General features: G+C 32.4%; 19 protein-coding genes. 12 read left to right on the forward strand and 7 right to left on the reverse strand.

The genetic code is table 11. The features are described from left to right. Positions 1-10: 10 nt before the first annotated feature. The 4 genes from PQF96_RS20265 to PQF96_RS20280 form a co-directional block, all read right to left on the reverse strand. On the reverse strand, positions 11-814 hold the full coding sequence (locus PQF96_RS20265) for an alpha/beta hydrolase (RefSeq protein WP_271768008.1): 804 nt from the start codon (positions 812-814) through the stop codon (positions 11-13). Beyond that, entirely contained in the window at positions 801-1,676 is an 876-nt protein-coding gene (locus PQF96_RS20270) for an alpha/beta hydrolase (protein ID WP_271768009.1), read from the reverse strand. The genes PQF96_RS20265 and PQF96_RS20270 overlap by 14 nt, the downstream gene beginning before the upstream one ends. A gap of 108 nt (positions 1,677-1,784) precedes the next feature. After that, complete coding sequence (locus tag PQF96_RS20275) at positions 1,785-2,375, reverse strand: outer membrane beta-barrel protein (RefSeq protein WP_143917363.1); 591 nt, start codon at positions 2,373-2,375, stop codon at positions 1,785-1,787. A 119-nt stretch (positions 2,376-2,494) separates the two neighbouring features. Continuing rightward, positions 2,495-2,842 (reverse strand): 4Fe-4S dicluster domain-containing protein, encoded by a 348-nt coding sequence (locus PQF96_RS20280; protein ID WP_109434901.1) that lies wholly within the window; start codon positions 2,840-2,842, stop codon positions 2,495-2,497. A gap of 66 nt (positions 2,843-2,908) precedes the next feature. Between PQF96_RS20280 and PQF96_RS20285 the strand changes: the two genes are divergently transcribed. The 6 genes from PQF96_RS20285 (at position 2,909) to PQF96_RS20310 (ending at position 8,176) form a co-directional block, all read left to right on the forward strand. Further along, entirely contained in the window at positions 2,909-3,970 is a 1,062-nt protein-coding gene (locus PQF96_RS20285) for an acyl-CoA reductase (protein ID WP_109434900.1), read from the forward strand. 232 nt (positions 3,971-4,202) lie between these two features. Continuing rightward, positions 4,203-5,267 carry a 3-phosphoserine/phosphohydroxythreonine transaminase gene (serC, locus tag PQF96_RS20290; RefSeq protein ID WP_109434899.1) on the forward strand — a complete coding sequence of 355 codons (1,065 nt, stop codon included), beginning with the start codon at positions 4,203-4,205 and terminating at the stop codon, positions 5,265-5,267. Between the two features lie 42 nt (positions 5,268-5,309). Further along, the gene (locus PQF96_RS20295; RefSeq protein WP_271768010.1) at positions 5,310-6,260 is read left to right on the forward strand and encodes a D-2-hydroxyacid dehydrogenase; all 951 of its coding nucleotides are present in this window, start codon (positions 5,310-5,312) and stop codon (positions 6,258-6,260) included. Between the two features lie 177 nt (positions 6,261-6,437). Next, positions 6,438-7,076: a DUF937 domain-containing protein gene (locus PQF96_RS20300; protein ID WP_271768011.1), complete on the forward strand. Its 639-nt coding sequence runs from the start codon at positions 6,438-6,440 to the stop codon at positions 7,074-7,076. A gap of 73 nt (positions 7,077-7,149) precedes the next feature. Next, a complete protein-coding gene (locus PQF96_RS20305) occupies positions 7,150-7,578 on the forward strand; it encodes a DUF6146 family protein (RefSeq protein ID WP_109434896.1) in 429 nt (142 codons plus the stop codon). A gap of 76 nt (positions 7,579-7,654) precedes the next feature. Beyond that, entirely contained in the window at positions 7,655-8,176 is a 522-nt protein-coding gene (locus tag PQF96_RS20310) for a DUF6787 family protein (protein WP_271768012.1), read from the forward strand. Here the strand turns inward: PQF96_RS20310 and PQF96_RS20315 are convergent. The 3 genes from PQF96_RS20315 to msrA form a co-directional block, all read right to left on the reverse strand. After that, a complete protein-coding gene (locus tag PQF96_RS20315) occupies positions 8,173-8,472 on the reverse strand; it encodes a hypothetical protein (protein WP_109434894.1) in 300 nt (99 codons plus the stop codon). The two genes, PQF96_RS20310 and PQF96_RS20315, sit on opposite strands and share 4 nt — an antisense overlap. Before the next feature lie 61 nt (positions 8,473-8,533). After that, positions 8,534-9,130, reverse strand: a complete 597-nt coding sequence (folE, locus tag PQF96_RS20320) for a GTP cyclohydrolase I FolE (RefSeq protein WP_109434893.1) — start codon at positions 9,128-9,130, stop codon at positions 8,534-8,536. 5 nt (positions 9,131-9,135) lie between these two features. After that, entirely contained in the window at positions 9,136-9,693 is a 558-nt protein-coding gene (gene msrA, locus PQF96_RS20325) for a peptide-methionine (S)-S-oxide reductase MsrA (protein ID WP_271768013.1), read from the reverse strand. A gap of 149 nt (positions 9,694-9,842) precedes the next feature. On the opposite strand from msrA, the gene PQF96_RS20330 reads away from it, so the two are divergent. The 6 genes from PQF96_RS20330 to PQF96_RS20355 all read left to right on the forward strand — a co-directional run bounded on the left by PQF96_RS20330 (position 9,843) and on the right by PQF96_RS20355 (position 18,656). Next, positions 9,843-12,278: a DUF5916 domain-containing protein gene (locus PQF96_RS20330; protein WP_271768014.1), complete on the forward strand. Its 2,436-nt coding sequence runs from the start codon at positions 9,843-9,845 to the stop codon at positions 12,276-12,278. 55 nt (positions 12,279-12,333) lie between these two features. Continuing rightward, positions 12,334-12,996, forward strand: coding sequence for an ABC transporter ATP-binding protein (locus tag PQF96_RS20335; RefSeq protein WP_109434890.1), 663 nt, complete (start codon positions 12,334-12,336; stop codon positions 12,994-12,996). A 5-nt stretch (positions 12,997-13,001) separates the two neighbouring features. After that, on the forward strand, positions 13,002-13,775 hold the full coding sequence (locus tag PQF96_RS20340) for a TIGR02757 family protein (protein ID WP_143918695.1): 774 nt from the start codon (positions 13,002-13,004) through the stop codon (positions 13,773-13,775). Between the two features lie 144 nt (positions 13,776-13,919). Next, entirely contained in the window at positions 13,920-15,383 is a 1,464-nt protein-coding gene (locus tag PQF96_RS20345) for an alkaline phosphatase PhoX (protein WP_143918696.1), read from the forward strand. Between the two features lie 3 nt (positions 15,384-15,386). Next, positions 15,387-17,198 (forward strand): cytochrome-c peroxidase, encoded by a 1,812-nt coding sequence (locus tag PQF96_RS20350; protein WP_271768015.1) that lies wholly within the window; start codon positions 15,387-15,389, stop codon positions 17,196-17,198. 240 nt (positions 17,199-17,438) lie between these two features. Then, positions 17,439-18,656: a sensor histidine kinase gene (locus PQF96_RS20355; protein ID WP_333925883.1), complete on the forward strand. Its 1,218-nt coding sequence runs from the start codon at positions 17,439-17,441 to the stop codon at positions 18,654-18,656. Positions 18,657-18,692: the final 36 nt, after the last annotated feature.

Genomic DNA, 18,692 nt, shown 5'->3' on the forward strand with positions numbered 1-18,692 from the left:
TTAATTAGTATTAGTCATTTTTTAGAATTTCATTTATTGTACTACGGTACGTATTAAATTCTATTAGATTATTATGTTCACCTCCTATAATCGTTATCATTCTTTTATTAGAAATAGGGATACTTTTAAAGAGGCGTTCTCCTGATTGGTAAGGAACAACCTTATCCTCTGTCCCATGATATACGGTTATATCACAACTTACTTTCTTAACAAAAACATCTGATGGTAAATTGTACTTTAATATAAAACTAACAGGAAAATAAGGAAACCAATGTTCTGCAACATCTTTAATATTGTAATAAGGGGTTTCTAGTACCAAATGATTTGGATTGTTTTCTGAGGCCACTTTTGCTGCAATTCCTGTACCTAGTGATCTACCATATACTACAATTTGATTTTCAGGATATATGTTTTTTACATAATCATAAAACAATTGAGCATCCTTATACAATACCTGCTCACTAATCTTACCCGTACTTTTTCCATATTCTCTGTAATCCATAACTACTACATCATATTTTTTTTTCACAAAAAAAGACGCAATGTTACCCCAACGTTTCAGGCTTCCTTTATTTCCGTGGAAATACAAAATAACTCCTTTAGGGTTTTCTGTAGTAAAATGAATTGCATTAAGCTGATTACTATCATTAGTTTTAATAAAAAACTCATTAAAAGGGTCTTCGAATTGAAATGTATAGTTATTAGAAAGCTCTTCTGGTTGAAAAAGAATTTTCTCCTGAAAACAATAAAGCAGTAAAAGAACAACACCATAAAAGCAAACACCATATAGGAATATATTTCTAAGCTTCTGCATTTAGTTTCTTTGAAGAATGCACAACCCCTATACTAGTCTCAGAAAGATTTAAACGTCTCATTTTAGAATTAATAATTTCTCCAAGCATCTTGTGATAAGATTCAAAATTATTAAGGTTTTTATGACCTCCCCCTATTACAGTATATAAACGGGTAAGTTTAGGTTTGATTTTAGATAATTTAATACTGGATTTAAACGGAATCAATTTATCTTGGGTTCCATGTATAATATGAATAGGACAATTTACATATTTAAGCCATTTATAGGTTGGTATAGGATAGCGCATAATCAGTGAGACAGGCATAAAAGGAATAAACTTTGCGGCTACTTTACTCAAACTATAATATGGAGCATCTAGAATTAACATTTTAGGATTATTTATAGATGCTAATTTTGCAGCAAACCCAGACCCCATCGATCTACCATATAAAATAATGTATTTCTCATCTACTTTTTCTTTCATCTTATTATACACAAATTGCAGATCTCGTTTAATAGCTTTTAGTGAACGTCTACCAGTGCTTTTACCAAAACCTCTATAGTCTAGCATAAAAACATCATATCTATGTCTAGTGAAATCCACTGCAAACTTCCCCCACCCTTTTATACTTTTAGAATTTCCTTTTAGATATAAAACAATTCCTTTTGGATTGTCTACTTTAAAATGAAGTCCATTTATTATTGCTCCATCTCTTGTTTCTATATTATACTCCTCTACAACTTGATTATTGTAATGAAATTGAAAATCCTTATCTAGTTTTTCTGGTTTAAAAATGAAATACTCTTGTAAATAATACAGGGCTACACTTGCGACAAAGTATACTGCAAGAGTTATAATTATTATATATCCCCAATTTGACATCCAATTATCTTTTTTGTAAGTAACTAATTTACAAAAAATTAAATAGATATGTACCTATAAAAAATCCTGCCGAAGCAGGATTATAAAGTTTATTCTAATATATTAATATTAACGTCTTGCATCATAGATTCTAAATCGAACTCCCACTCTTGCGTAAATATCAAAAAACTTACTATCTGTATCAGTAATATTATCCACAAAATCATTCATCACACCAACTTCTGCTATGATATCAAACATTTCACCAACCATTTGAGAAAAACCAGCTCCGTATACTCCGCCAATAATTAATTTCTCATAAGCATCATCCTCCAGTTCAACACCACCAACTTCAAATTTTGTATTTACTCTAAATGAAGGACCTACATTAATGAATCCTCGAAATCTATCTTTACCTTCTCCGGTTAGATATCTAAATTTTGGATTAAATCCTACTTGTAATGTCTCTGCATCACCAACTCCTTCTATTTCACTAGTACGTTGTAAAAGGTCTAAAGAAAAAACAATACTGGTTCTAGCTCTCACTCCCATCACATATCCATATCCTGCATTAACAAAAAAACCAGTGCCTCCAGAGGTTTCACCTTGATCAAGGTTTAATTTAGAAAAGGTTGCTCCAGCAGAAACCTCCCATCTATATTGTCCATAAGAAGTAATAGAGATTGTTGCAAATAAGATAAAGAAAACTATTTTTTTCATAATTTCATGTTTTGATTTGAGGTTGTATTTAATGGCGAAAGTACTAAAATTTGAAAAATGACCATAAAAAAACCTGCCAATAGACAGGTTTTTATTAATTTTTTCCAAAAAACAATACATTATTTATGCATGAAACTTTGTTTCTGCAATAAAAATTCTTCAGTTTCTACTATATCTTCATCTGGTACACAGCAATCCACAGGACATACAGCTGCACATTGTGGTTCTTCATGAAAACCTTTACACTCAGTACATTTATCAGGTACTATATAATATAATTCATCACTAACAGGTTCTTGTGCCTCATCAGCATTTACCGCTTTTCCTCCAGGAAGAACCACATCACCTTCTAAATCTGTACCATCAGAATATCTCCAATCATCAGCTCCTTCATAAATTGCAGTATTTGGGCATTCTGGCTCACAAGCACCACAGTTTATACATTCATCCGTTATTATAATTGCCATAGCTCTTTTTTATTCTAAATTTGCAAGACAAAAATAACTCCTAAACTAGTGATAAACAAATAAGAAATGTTATTAAATGATCGTATCAAAGCTTTTTCTCAATTAGGAAAGTTTCTTAGTCAATTCAAATCTACTGGTTACGAGAAAGTTAACTCTGTTATTCATACCAATGATTTTTTTGATGAAATGACCCACAAGATTACCAATGCAGTCCACCATAATGGATGGTTTACAGAAGAAAATGTTCTTTTTTCTATACAGCAATGGAGTAATCTCTTAACAGAAGAGAATTTATTGGACTGGGTTTCTCACTATGAATTAGACGAAATTAATTCAAAAACTATAGGAATTATTATGGCTGGTAATATTCCATTGGTCGGGTTTCATGATTTCCTTTCTGTTCTTATTTCGGGACATCGGGTCTTGGTAAAACAATCTTCTAATGATAATCAATTATTACCTCTTTTATCTTCATATCTTATTGCCATAGAGCCAAATTTTGAGACCTACATTTCTTTTACAAATGAAAAGTTTAAAAATTTTGATGCCGTTATTGCTACAGGTAGTAACAATACTTCGAGGTATTTTGAACATTATTTTGGTAATGTCCCTAATATCATACGTAAAAATCGAAATTCTATTGCAGTACTAACAGGAAATGAGACGACTCAGCAACTTGAAGCTCTCGGAGAGGATATATTTAGATATTTTGGTTTAGGATGCAGAAGCGTGTCTAAATTAATGGTACCTAAAGGCTATGATTTTGATGTTTTTTTTAGAGCGATATACCCATATCAAGATATTATCAAAGGGGCAAAATATGCTAATAATTATGATTATAATAAAGCAGTTTACCTGATGAGTAACTATACATTATTAGAAAATGGTTTTTTGATGATTAAAGAAGATGAAAGTTATGGTTCTCCTATTGCAACATTATTCTATGAAACTTATGAATCAAATGAATCCCTATCACAAAAACTAGAGCTCGATAAAGAAAAAATACAGTGTATTGTAGGTTCTAATTTACCTTATGACACTGTTGATTTCGGAAAAACTCAACACCCAAAGCTTTCAGATTATGCCGATAGTATTGACATTATTGAATTTTTGACAAAAATTAATTAAATAATTTATCATTTTGACAATGAATTTGTATTAGATTATTAGCACCTTTGTGGTGTTTTTTCAACCCTATTTTATAGGAGTCAAAACACTATTAAATAATACTATTTATCAACATTAAAAACTACTGATGAAACCGAAGCGATTAGAACAACTATTATCAAATTTTGTAAAAGGTGTTTTTGATCGTTAAAGAAGATTCCATGTGGCCATTAAAAACAATAAACATTAGCACATGAAAAAGCATAATTTTAGCGCTGGACCCTGTATTTTACCACAAGAAGTATTTAAAGAAGCTTCTCAAGCTATTCTAGATTATAATAATTCAGGCCTTTCCATTATCGAAATTTCACATCGTAGTAAAGATTTTGTTGACGTAATGGAAGAAGCTCGTAGTCTGGCTTTAGAATTACTAGGTCTGGAAGGTAAAGGATACAAAGCACTATTCCTTCAAGGAGGAGCAAGTACCCAATTCCTTATGGTAGCGTATAACTTATTACAATCCAATGCCGGATATATGAATACTGGTAGCTGGAGTGACAAAGCAGTTAAAGAAGCCAAACTTTTTGGAGAAGTAATAGAAATTGCATCTTCTAAGGATAAAAACTTCAATTACATTCCAAAAGGATTTGAAATACCCGAGAATTTAGATTACATACACTGTACCAGTAACAATACAATTTTTGGAACTCAAATTAAAGATTTCCCTGTATCAAACGCTCCACTTATTTGTGATATGAGTAGCGATATATTCTCTAGACAATTAGACTTTTCACAGTTTAGTCTTATTTATGCGGGAGCGCAAAAGAATATGGGACCTGCAGGAACAACTCTTGTCGTTGTAAAAGAAGATATTCTTGGTAAAATAGAAAGACAAATTCCTTCTATGTTAGATTATCAAGTTCATATTAGCAAAGCGAGTATGTTTAATACTCCTCCTGTTTTTGCAGTATATGTTTCAATGCTTACACTTAGATGGCTTAAAAAACTAGGTGGTATAGCCGCTATAGAAGAGTTAAATGAGAAAAAAGCAAAACTTATTTATTCTGAAATAGACTTAAATCCATTATTTAACGGATTTGCTGCAAAAGAAGATCGTTCAAATATGAATGCTACATTTACACTCGTTAATGAAGATCTTAAAGAAACATTTGATGCGATGTGGAAAGAAGCTGGAATTAATGGAGTGAATGGACATAGAAGTGTTGGAGGATATAGAGCCAGCATGTATAATGCAATGACTATGGAAAGCGTTGCCGCTCTTGTTGATGTAATGGGAGATTTAGAACGAAAAGCATAACACCCGGGAGATTTAAAATAAAAAAAACAAGATTTAGAAATAATGAAAGTATTAGCAAACGACGGAGTATCACAAAGCGGAATTGATGCCTTGGAAAAAGAAGGATTTGAAGTCTTGACTACGACAGTAGCTCAAGATCAATTAGTAGATTATATTAATCAAAATCAAGTTTCGGTATTACTTGTTCGTAGTGCGACCAAAGTAAGAACTGATATCATTGATAACTGCCCTTCTCTTAAGATTATTGGCCGTGGAGGTGTTGGTATGGACAATATAGATGTTGCCTATGCCCGTGAAAAAGGATTACATGTAATTAATACTCCAGCAGCATCTTCTGGATCTGTTGCAGAATTAGTATTTGCTCATTTATATGGTAGTGTTCGTTTTTTACACGATTCTAACCGTAATATGCCTTTAGAAGGTGACAGCAAATTCAAAAATCTTAAAAAAGCATACGGAAGTGGTATCGAACTAAGAGGGAAAACCCTTGGAGTTATAGGTATAGGACGAATTGGACAAGCAACTGCCAAAATAGCTATAGGAGTTGGAATGAATGTAATAGCATACGATCCATTTATTGAAGAAATAGAAATTCCTGTAGATTTCTTTGACGGGCAATCTTTAACCTTCAAAATTAAAACTGTTTCTAAAGAAGAAGTTTTAAAACAAGCTGATTTCTTTACCTTACATGTTCCAGCACAAAAAGAATATGTTATCGGAAAACCAGAAATCGAGCAAATGAAAGATGGTGCAGGTATTATTAATGCCGCTCGTGGAGGAGTAATCGATGAAGTAGCATTAGTAGATGCTTTGGAGAACGGTAAATTAGGTTTTGCTGGTCTTGATGTATTCGAAAACGAACCTAGCCCTGCAATAAAAGTATTAATGAACAATAAAATATCATTAACACCACATATTGGAGCGGCTACAGGAGAAGCACAAGATCGTATTGGACAGGAATTAGCTGAACAAATTATTAAAATCTTGAATTAATTATAATTATATAAGTGTTAACGCTAAAAGGTCATTTCAGAAACTGAAATGACCTTTTTTTGTATTTCATCCTGCAAAATGGTCTTTCATCTATTTTTGACCAAAATAAAATGATTGGCTTTATAAAATTCTACTAATAAAAGATGTAAATTTAGATTCACAAAAACTATAACAACTATGTCTGGAATTTTAGAACTCTTAAATAGCCCTATGGGCAAACAAATTATTGATGGTGTAAGTTCACAAACGGGACAATCATCTGATAAAACTAGTGGACTATTGAGTATGGCCATGCCCGTGCTAATGGGAGCAATGCAACGTAATGCTTCTACCCCAGAAGGTGCTTCTGGTTTATTAAATGCGCTTTCTGGAAATCATTCTGGTGGTATCCTAGATAACTTAGGAGGTTTGTTCGAAGGTGGTGTTGATCAAAGTGTAACCAATGATGGTGCCGGAATTTTAGGTCACGTACTTGGTGGGAAACAACCTGCTGTTGAAAACGCTCTAAGTCAAAAATCTGGAATAGACGCTGGTTCTGTTGGACAGATTCTAAAAGTAGCTGCTCCAATTCTTATGGGAGTATTAGGAAAACAAGCATCACAGAATAATGTTAGTGATGCTAATGGTTTAACAAGCTTATTAGGAAATATGTCAGGTGCTGCAAAAGGTTCAAAAGAGCAATCTTTGATTGAATCTTTTCTTGATGCTGATGGAGATGGTAGTATCCTTGATGATGTTGCCGGTATGCTATTAAGCAGTGGAGGAAAGAACAAAGGTGGCCTTGGAGGACTTCTTGGAGGGCTTTTTGGCAAATAATACAATCCTTAAATAATGGTTAAAGCCGAAGGTAATTCTTCGGCTTTTTTGTAATTTCAAATAAATTGGAATAATGAAAAGCCTTATTTACACCATCATAGTAGCCTTTTTGATTATTGGCTGTGCTTCTACTGATACCAAAACCATGGATGTAGCTTCTGCAGATACAGGTTCTGATACCATAAGAATTGCAAATGATAGCTTAGAGTATGAAATCATAATTATAGAACCCGGATTTAATGCATGGCTTGTCACTCAAAGGCCCAGGGGGTTTTATGGAGAAAACTTTTTAGAATCCAGAAATCGTATATATGTTAACGAGTTTAATCAACGAGTACTACAACCTCAACGATTTAATGCAAACTTATATTTTCAACAAATTAATTATGAACCTAACATTCATTATGGATACGAAGTAAATTATCTTCTTTATAATTACTTCTTATTTTTTGAACAGCGTTATCGACAAAGATTTATTGTTTCTAGAGGTAATAGATTTTAAATTACCTAACCTAAAATTTATCAGTTTACTATAGAAAATATATTGTTTAGTTTAGCTTTAATTGTATTTTTGCCCCATGCAAAAGTTTAAAGAACGATGGGAAATAAAATCTAGTTGGCAACTAATATTTCCAATGCTAGGATTACTTAGCTTGATATTCTCAGGATATCTCATTGCTAAATATATCCTGGGGTCGATAGATATCTCCAAAACCGATAGTATTTACTTTGGTTTGCTCTCTGCAATTACAATTTTATTATCATCTCTACTCCTTTTTATTACTTTAAAACTTTTTGGTGTTCTTGAAACCAGATGGAGTGTCAACTATAGATGGGAACTTATTGCAATTTTTATGGTTTTTGCTATTACCGGTTCAACAGCTGCAAGAGTCTCAGATCCTATACTCTCATTTTTGAGTTTATCCAAAGAAACTACCAATGGTTGGATATATTGGCCTATTAGAATCCTACTCGTCTTTCCGATATATCAGGTACTGCTTCTTATAGTAGGGTGGATATTTGGCCAATTTAAATTTTTCTGGAATTTTGAGAAAAAAATGTTAAGCAGAATGGGGTTTGCTCGTTTTTTCAAGGATTAAGAAATATCTAAATCGATAATTTTATTCACTTTTTCTTTCTTAATTACGTAACTATATACCCACATTATTGTAAAAGATGGTATAACATCTAATCCAGGTAGCGCTTCTTCTACAAAAGTAAACACCCCTGCTGCTTTACCCATATTACCTTTATACATTCTTGTCATAAGCCATCCCGCCAAGGGCGCCCATAATACATCAGCAAATTCTCCAATTCCAGGAATTATATAGCTAACCATTCCTAGTCCGTCAAAAAGTAAACTAAGTCCTAATTTTTTGTACTTATCTTTTGCCATACATTTAATTGTTTTAAGTTTAATATACAATAAATAAAGCAAAGAGTATTCCAAAAAATAATTATCCTAAATCGGCAGTTATTAATCTTAAAAACTCTGTTCGGGTTTCGATTTTTTCAAATTGCCCTCTAAAACCTGAAGTCGTAGTCACAGAATTTTGTTTTTGTACACCTCTCATCATCATACACATATGAGAAGCTTCGATTACCACTGCTACACCTTTTGGTTTAAGAGTATCATTAATACATTCAAGAATATCATGTGTTAATCTTTCCTGTACTTGTAATCTTCTGGCAAAAACATCAACAATTCTTGGCAATTTACTTAAACCAACAATTTGACCATCAGGAATATAAGCGATATGTGCTTTCCCAAAAAATGGCAACATATGATGCTCACATAATGAATACAGCTCAATATCTTTTACAATAACCATATCATCATAACCTTCTTTAAACATTGCTCCTTTTAATATTTCTGCCGGGTCTTGATGGTATCCTTGGGTAAGAAATTGCATAGCTTTAGCAGCTCTTTCTGGAGTTTTAACAATACCTTCTCTATTTACATCTTCTCCAAGGTCTTCTATAATTGATTCAAATTTTTGTTTTACTTCTTCAGTTACTTTTATATTGTATTCTTCAAAATTCTTATATGGCATAGTACTTAATTCTCTATTTCTTTTTTCAATTTGTTTTTAAAGGTAGTATATAATTTGTTAAGTTTTGGATCAATTACAAATTGACAATATCCCTGACTACTGTTTTGATTGTAATAATTTCTATGATATTCTTCTGCATTATAAAATGGTCCTAATTCGGTAACTTCTGTTACTATCGGATTATCAAAAATACGCTCCTTATTTAACTCTTCAATTACCTTTGTCGCAATTTCTTCCTGATCCTTATCAACATAAAAAATAGCACTTCGATATTGTGTTCCTTTATCAGCTCCTTGACGATTTAGTGTCGTCGGGTCATGAGTAGCAAAAAAGATTTCTAATAGTTCTTTATAGCTTATATGTTCTGGATTATATTCAACTTTAATAGCCTCTGCATGGCCAGTTCTTCCTGTTGTAATCTCTCTATATGCCGGGTTTTTAATGGTTCCTCCTGTATATCCAGAGATGACTTGATTAACTCCTTCTAAACGTTGAAAAACAGCTTCTGTACACCAAAAACATCCTCCTGCTAAAACCGCAATTTGTGTAGTATTTTCTCCCATAGTAATGTTAAAAACATTTTTTTGTTTAACAAAAATACGTCTATATTAAACATTTTTTATTCTTTTTAACTTTTCGTTAGTATGCCGTCTCCTAATACAAAGTTAGTTTTGCACATAACTCAAAAAAGTAAGGTTTTTATTACGATTTCATGAATTTACAACTACGCTCCAATACTTGTGTATTAGTTTTATTGTTTTTTATTTTACATTCTTTTGCACAGGAAAGAAAAGAAATTAATGCCCAAAGAATTAGTAATCCTCCTAAAATTGATGGTATTCTAGATGATGATGTTTGGAAAACAATTCCGGCTAATGGAGGGTTTCATATGTGGAGACCTGGAAATGAAGGAGAAATACCTCAAAACTTGCAATCTGAAGTAAAAATGGCTTATGATAATAAAGCCGTTTATTTTGCCGCATATTTACATGATGATCAAGTAAATAGAATGTTAAAACAATTTAGTCAGCGAGATAATGTATTTGTTCAGGCCGATTTTTTTAGCATTGGTATAAATACGTATAATGATGGTATAAATGAAACCCGATTTTTTATTACCAGTGCGGGAACTATTGGAGATGCAAGAGCTGATCAATTTGATGAAGATTTTAGTTATAATGTAGTTTTTGAAGCTAAAGTTTCATTTGATGAAAAAGGCTGGTACGCAGAATTCAAAATTCCATATAACGCATTACGATTTCCTGAAGTTGATGCACAAGATTGGAGTATAAATTTTTATCGAAGACTACAAGGCCGTAACCAAACACATACCTGGAACTTTATTGATAATAAAGTTGGACAACAAACGCAATACAATGGCCTGGTAAAAGGTGTTGAGAATATAGATCCTCCTGTTAGACTTACTTTTTTTCCTTTTGTCCAAGGTTTGGTTTCTCATTTTGATGGAGAGACTGAAACTGATTTTAGCGCCGGAATGGATGTAAAATATGGATTGAGTGATAGTTTTACTTTGGATGCCACATTAATTCCTGATTTTGGACAAGCTTCTTTTGATGAAGTCCGACTTAATCTAGGGCCGTTTGAACAGACTTTTGGAGAAAATAGACAATTCTTTACAGAAGGCACAGAACTGTTCAACAAAGGGGATATTTTCTTTTCCAGAAGAGTTGGAGGAGGTCCTTCATCATCTATATCAGATGATGATCTCAATGAAAATGAAGTTGCAGAAGATGCTCCTTCAAAAATAAATTTACTGAATGCTTTAAAAATTTCAGGAAGAACTAATGGTAATTTGGGTATTGGTTTTTTTAATGCAATAACAGAAAAAACAGAAGTACGAATTACAGATACAATTACCGGTTCTGTCCGTAATGAAGTGGTGGAACCTTTGGCAAACTACAATATATTTGTTTTGGATCAACAGTTTAATAACAATTCTTCTATTTCATTAATCAATACAAATGTTACCCGTAATGGAAGTAAATTTAGAGATGCTAATGTAACAGGTTTAGCATGGAACCTTGCCAATAAAGTAAATTCATATCGCTTAACCGGAAGAACGATCGTAAGCCAGGTAAACCTGGCAGATGAAAACATTGGTGGTTTTTCTTCAGAACTTGACTTTGATCGCATCAAAGGAAGGTTTAGATATGGATTCGGCCATGATCTTGCGAATAAAACCTATGACGTTAATGACTTGGGGGTAAACTTTAGAAATAATTTTAATAATTTTAGAGTTAATGCGTCATATGAGATTTTTGAACCTCAAGGTATTTTTAACAGGTATCGTATCAATGTTTTTGCAAGACATCAACGTTTATATGATCCTAGTGTACAAACCCAAAACTCCATAGGGCTCAACTCCTTTTTTGTAACTAGAGAACGCTTTGCTTTTGGAGCCAGAGGATCTTATAATTCTAAAAATCAAGATTATTTTGAACCTAGAGTAGATGGAAGATTTGTGACATTCAGCCCTAGTGCCGGTGGAAGAATATTTGTTTCGTCTGACTTCAGGAAAAAATTTGCTTACGATATTAGTGCAGGTACAAGACAATGGTTTGGAGATTCACAAAAAATTTATAGAGTAGAAATTTCTCCCAGATACCGTTTTTCAGATAAATTATTGTTAATCTGGAGATCAGAATACTTTAACAGACCTAAGAACTTTGGGTATATTGATGATAACGATGTTGATGTATTTCTGGGACAACGGGATATTATATCCTTAGAAAACTCTCTTAGTGCTAGTTATAATTTTGATCCTTTTAAAGCAATCAATTTACGTTTTAGAAATTTTTGGAGTACAGCTGACTATTCTGATAATGTATTTTTTATTCTTAATGAAAATGGCTCAAGATCACGCACTAATTATGACATATCAGAAAACAACCCTAATACAAATTTTAATATCTGGAACCTGGACCTGAGTTTTAATTGGCGTTTTGCTCCCGGTAGTGAAGCTACACTACTCTATCGCAATCAAATATTTAATGATGATGAATTATCTACTCTAAATTATACGCAAAGTTTGGATAATCTTTTTAGCCAACCTATACAACATACATTATCTTTAAGAGTAGTATATTTTCTTGATGTGAATAATTTAAAACGTTCTTCTAAAGGATAATCTTGGGGATTCTATGGATATTGATTACTTTCACTCCATCAAGTCGAAAAAATAGATGATTAAGGCAAATAATATTCATAAAAATTATGGAGATCTTCATGTACTTAAAGGGGTAGATCTTCATATCAAACAGGGAGAGATTGTATCAATTGTTGGTGCTTCTGGCGCAGGAAAAACGACATTATTACAAATTTTGGGCACATTAGATCGAGTTAGTGAAGTACAAAAAAGTAACTTACTAATTAATGAATCAAATATTAATTCATTATCCCAGAAACAACTTTCAAAGTTTAGAAATGAACAGCTGGGATTTATCTTTCAGTTTCATCAATTATTACCAGAATTTACTGCTCTGGAAAATGTATGTATCCCCGCTTTTATAAAGAAAACTCCAAAGGCAGAAGTAGAGAAACGAGCAAAAGAGCTTTTAGACTTTCTTGGTCTTTCTGATCGTTACAACCACAAACCCAGCGAACTATCTGGTGGTGAACAACAACGTGTAGCCGTTGCGAGAGCACTAATTAATAATCCAAAAGTTATATTTGCAGACGAACCTTCTGGAAACTTAGATAGTGAAGCAGCAGAAAATCTACATAAATTATTTTTTAAACTTAGAGACGAATTTGGTCAAACTTTTGTAATTGTAACCCATAACCAGGAACTAGCTGATATGGCAGATAGAAAACTGGTCATGGTGGATGGTAAAATTGTTGGATAATCCAGGTGAAAAAGTTAAATAAAACCGAGCTTAAAGAATTTCTTGATGAGAAAGCTACTTTCTATGAACAACCAAAATTTATAGAAACCGATCCTGTACAGATACCCCATCTCTTTACAGAAAAAAAGGATATTGAAATATCGGGCTTTTTAACAGCCACTATTTCCTGGGGAAATCGCAAAAGTATTTTAAATAATGCTCATCGGTTAATGAACCTCTTAGGGAATAGTCCTCATGATTTTATTATGAGTCATACAGAAAATGACCTGCAAAGCTTAGAAGGTTTTGTACATCGCACCTTTAATCATATAGACCTCTCCTATTTTATTACAGCTTTACATTATTTATATACTAAATTTGATGATATGGAGAGCTTTTTTAAGCAATTTGCTTCAGAAAACACACTCCAAAATGCTATTCATGAATTTAAAAAAGAATTCTTTAGTCTTCCCCATCAATCTAGAACCGAAAAGCATATTAGTGATCCTCATAAAAATTCTGCCGCTAAGCGCATTAATATGTTTCTGCGGTGGATGATACGCGATGCTAAAGCTGGTGTTGATTTAGGAATATGGAACAAGCTCTCTTCTTCTCAATTATCATGCCCATTGGATGTACATTCTGGAAATGTAGCTCGAAAACTGGGGTTATTAAAACGCAAACAAAATGATGGAAAAGCATTGTTACAATTGGATACAAAACTTAGGACATTAGACCCTATGGACCCAGTTAAGTATGATTACGCATTATTTGGTCTTGGTGTATTCGAAAAATTCTAAGTTTAGATTCATTCTAAAGAGTAATGTTAATTTTACGTTGTAAACATTCTAGTGATATTTCTTTAATAAACATAAAACATCTTCGTAAAGTAATTCAGATAGAGCCTGAGTTAAATTTGTGTGAACAAAAAAACACACACAATCATGAAAAACTATTTTATTCTCGCTTATCTAATATTAGCTTCTGTTCTTATTTCTTGTGACGATGATGATTTTAGCGGCCCAGTTAAACCTCCAACAGGAAAAATTGAACTAAAAAATCATTCTGTTTCTCCTATTCTTGTAGAAAAAACTCCAGAATTTTCAGATATAGAAATTTATAACCTATTATCTTCTGAAGATACATACATTCCGGATTTTACGTATGGATCTATGGCCGATGGTGCTGGATTACTTCGCAATAAAAATGGAACTTTCACCTTAATCAATAATATAGAGGCTGATTATTCTGTGGCTAGAATTACTCTAGATGAAACATTCAAACCAATCAAAGGAGAACATATTCTTAATGCATTAGCAACTGCTAATACAGCGCAATGTTCTGGCTCATTAATCACTCCATCTGTACATGGTTTTGGTCCTTTATACCTATCTGGAGGTGAATGGGGAGGAAACTCAAAAGGAGTTTTTGCTACTGACCCATATAAAGATGCATCAGAAGCTTCTGCTCCAAGAATGTTACCAGCATTAGGACAATGGTCAACAGAAAATGCCGTAGCGCTTAGCAGACGTGCATATCCAGGAAAAACAGTAGTTTTTATAGGAGATGACAATAGTAATAATGAAGTTCCTTCTGGACAACTAGGAATGTATGTAGGTAGACAAGGAGACTTAGAAGGAGGAAAATTATACGGACTAAAAGTTACTTCTCCAGATGTTACTTATGAAATGGATATGGAAGAAGGTGTTGCATATGATATGGAGTTTGTAGAATTAAAAGAAAAAGATATCGACTTATTGGATGCTGAAGCCAAAGAAAAAGGTGTTATGGGATTCTCTAGATTAGAAGATATAGACTGGAGAAGAGGACTTAGTAGTAATAATCGAGAAGTATATCTTGCTGTGACTGGTAGAGATAAGCCTGGATTAATTGGAAAAGGAACTCGTTCTGGAAGAGTTTATAAAGTTGAATTAAATAGTAGAAATCCATATGGAGCTGGTAAAATAACTTGTGTATTAGATGGTGATAAAGTAGGTGGTACAGCTGAAGCTTTCCACAGCCCTGATAATATTACAGTAACAGAAAATTACGCATATATACAAGAAGATCCAAACGGAATTCAAGGGTTCAAACCAGCTGCAAATCACTATGCCAGATTATATCAATACAATCTAAATACAGGAGAACTAAAAGTAGTATTAGAATGTGACCAAGTTAAAGCTGCAGGTTCCGGATATGGTAGTGTAGATAGAATATGGGAAATCACTGGTATGATCGATATTTCTGATGTTATCGATGTCGATGATACATTTCTTATGATTACTCAAAATCATGGATGGGAAAGAGCTGATGGAGTACCATTTACTGATCCAACTGCAAATCCAGATGTTGCAAATAGCCGAAAAGAAGGAAGTATGCTATATGTAATCAAAGGATTAGAAAGATAATATATGACTCAATTTTCATTAAACCTTAATAAAGAGGCTTATTTTATGATAAGCCTCTTTATCATATCGATAATTAGCGTTACTTCTTGTTCTGAACAAGTAAAAACACCAGAAAAAATACCATATAACAATCAAATGAAAGAACAATTCATTGATGATGTAACAATGGCTATTAATGCTCTGGATAGTGCCCGAACGAATACTGGTGATCTTAAAAAAAACTTTTTGAAATCACGAAAATATTTTAAAAAAACCGAGCCAATTTTAGCTTCTTTAGATATTGAAAATTATGGTTTTTTAAATCAACCTAATATTCTAAAAATCGAAGAGGAAGATTATACCGATATCAAAATTAAAAACCCAAGTGGATATCAGGTTTTAGAAGAAGAAATCTTTACAGAACAAATAGATACTACTGTAATAAACAAGCACTTGGACTTGGTTTCAAATCGACTAAAATTAATAAAGAAAAACATAAGTTTTAACCACATAAAAACATATCATTTCTTATGGTTGTTAAGGAAATCAATAATTCAAATATCTCTCACAGGGATCACTGGATTTGACTCACCAGTTCTAGAGAATTCTTTAGAGGAATCCAAAACTGTATATCAAAGTCTAAAAACATACTTAGTTATTTTTGAAAAGGAGTTTAAGAATAAAAAATTATTTGATCATTGGAATACAGAAATAGATGCATCAATTAGCGATTTAAAAGGTGATTTCAATACATTTAATCGTTATGATTTTATAAAAAATCATACGCATAAACAATTAGAACTTTGGAATAAAATAGTAGCCGACTGGAACGTTAGTTTTCCTTTTGAGCTGGCAATAAAAAATGATGCAACTTCTCTTTTCTCTGCAAACACTTACAATAACACCTATTTTGCGGATAGAAACTCGGGAAAAACAACTCCAGAAAAAATAGCTCTTGGTAAAAAGCTATTTTATGACACTAATTTATCTTCTGATAAAAAAATAAGTTGTGCCACTTGTCATCATCCTGATAAAGCTTTTACCGATGGTCTAAAAATAGGTGCAGGTGTTACCCGTAATACACCTACTCTTCTTTATTCTGGTTTACAACAGGCATTTTTTTATGATAAAAGAGCTGGTAGCCTTGAAGGACAAATCATCGCAGTGGTAGAAAATGAAAATGAATTTCATACAGACTTAGAAACTTTGGGAAAAGTAGTTGCTCAAGATAGTAGTTACCTCAAAGAATTTAATACTGTTTTTAAGAATCAAAAAGTTAATAATGCTCAGATAAGAAATGCTATTGCGAGTTATATAAGAAGTCTGGCCCCTTTTAATTCTAAATTTGATCAAAACATAAATGGAATAGAAAATACCCTTACCAAAAGTGAGATTAATGGTTTTAATCTTTTTAATGGAAAAGCTAAATGTGCTACATGTCACTTTGCTCCCGTTTTTAATGGTACTGTACCTCCAAACTACAGAGAATCAGAGATTGAATTAATTGGAGTGCCTAAAGAAAATGATACAATCAATGCTACTATTAGCGAAGATTTAGGAAGATATGATGTATATAAAACAGAACAGAGAAAGCATTTTTTTAAAACTTCAACAGTAAGAAATGTGAGTAAAACTGGCCCATATATGCATAATGGAGTATACCAAACATTAGAAGAAGTACTTGACTTTTATAATCGCGGAGGTGGTGCAGGTATAGGAATCGATGCCACATACCAAACTTTGCCTCCTGATCCATTGCATCTTTCAAAAGAAGAAATTAAAGATATTATTGCATTCATGAATAGTTTAGAAGATCAAACCAAATATGAAAATTAATTGTTGTTAATATCTATCAGGTAATTGTAAACTCCTATACTAATTGATTAGTATGGGAGTTATATTTTATATAAACTTAAGCATTCTAAGCAAATTCATTAAAGTACTTTTTTAAATAATAAAATCATGTAGCTGTATTACGGTAATCACACAAAATAAGTACGTAATGCTAATTAATTCTTAATATGTAAGTTATTTTTGTTAATTTTATTAAGAATTGAATGGTTCTAAATCAATTCTATGACGAGGATGACAGAAGCTGCAAAACCAACAAATGAAAAGCTCAGACTTGAAGCTTTACATTCACTAAATATTCTTGATACAGAATTCGAAAAAGAATTTGACGAGATTACTACACTTGCCTCATTTCTATGTGATGCAGAAATAGCATTAATTTCTCTTGTAGATAAAGATAGGCAATGGTTTAAGTCTAAATATGGTTTAGCTATTTGTGAAACACCAAGAGCTGTGTCTTTCTGTGCGCATGCCATTCTGGACCCCTATAAACCATTAATTGTTGAAGATGCTCGTAAAGATCCTCGCTTCTGTAATAACCCTCTCACCGAAGTTGATAAAATTGTAATCTTTTATGCAGGAATTCCCTTGGTAGATAAAGATGGTTTTGCTTTAGGTACGTTATGTGTTATTGACAGTAAACCCAAAAAGCTTTCTCAAAAACAAATAGAAGCACTTAAATCTCTTGCTAATCAGGTAATCATGCTTTTTGAACTAAACAAAAAGAATAGAGATCTTGAGTATATGCAGTCCAAACTAAAAAAACGTAATGATTCTTTACGAGAATTTGCCAGAGTAATATCTCATGATCTCAAAATGCCATTGGCTAATGTTATTACATCTACAGATTTACTAAAACTTAAACTTGGAGACAAACTGGATTCTGAAAGCTTAGAATACTTTGAATATATTAAAATCTCATCGTTTTCAATGAGCAATTATATAGGTGATATTCTTGAGCACTATGAAAGTGAAAGTCTCATCAATCATAAACCCGAAAAATTTGTTCTAAACGATTTACTCCAGGAAATTGTTAGTTTACTTAGTATTAAACCAGATTTTACTATTAATTTTCCAAAAGAAAATCCGATTTTAGAATCGAACAAGCTTGCGCTAAAGCAAATCTTTTTTAATCTTATCGGAAATAGTATTAAGTACAATGATAAAGAACAAATTATTGTATCTATCGAAACTAAAGAGGATGATATTTTTTATCATTTCAAGATAACCGATAACGGAATGGGGATTCCAAATAATAAATTAGAGGTGATTTTTGATCTTTTTACTATAGCTAACCATACTGACAGGAATGGTAATAAAGGTAATGGAATAGGTCTTTCAACAGTTAAGAAGCTTGTAAAAAAGCTTGGAGGTGAGATAAAAGTATCTTCTCAGGAAAAAATACAAACAACTTTTGAATTTTCTATCCAAAAGCCTAACTAGCTCTTTTCATTTTTTATATTAAAAAGGAGCCTAAAA

It is taken from the genome of Aquimarina algiphila, from assembly GCF_947494415.1.
Classification (GTDB): Bacteria; Bacteroidota; Bacteroidia; order Flavobacteriales; family Flavobacteriaceae; genus Aquimarina; species Aquimarina algiphila.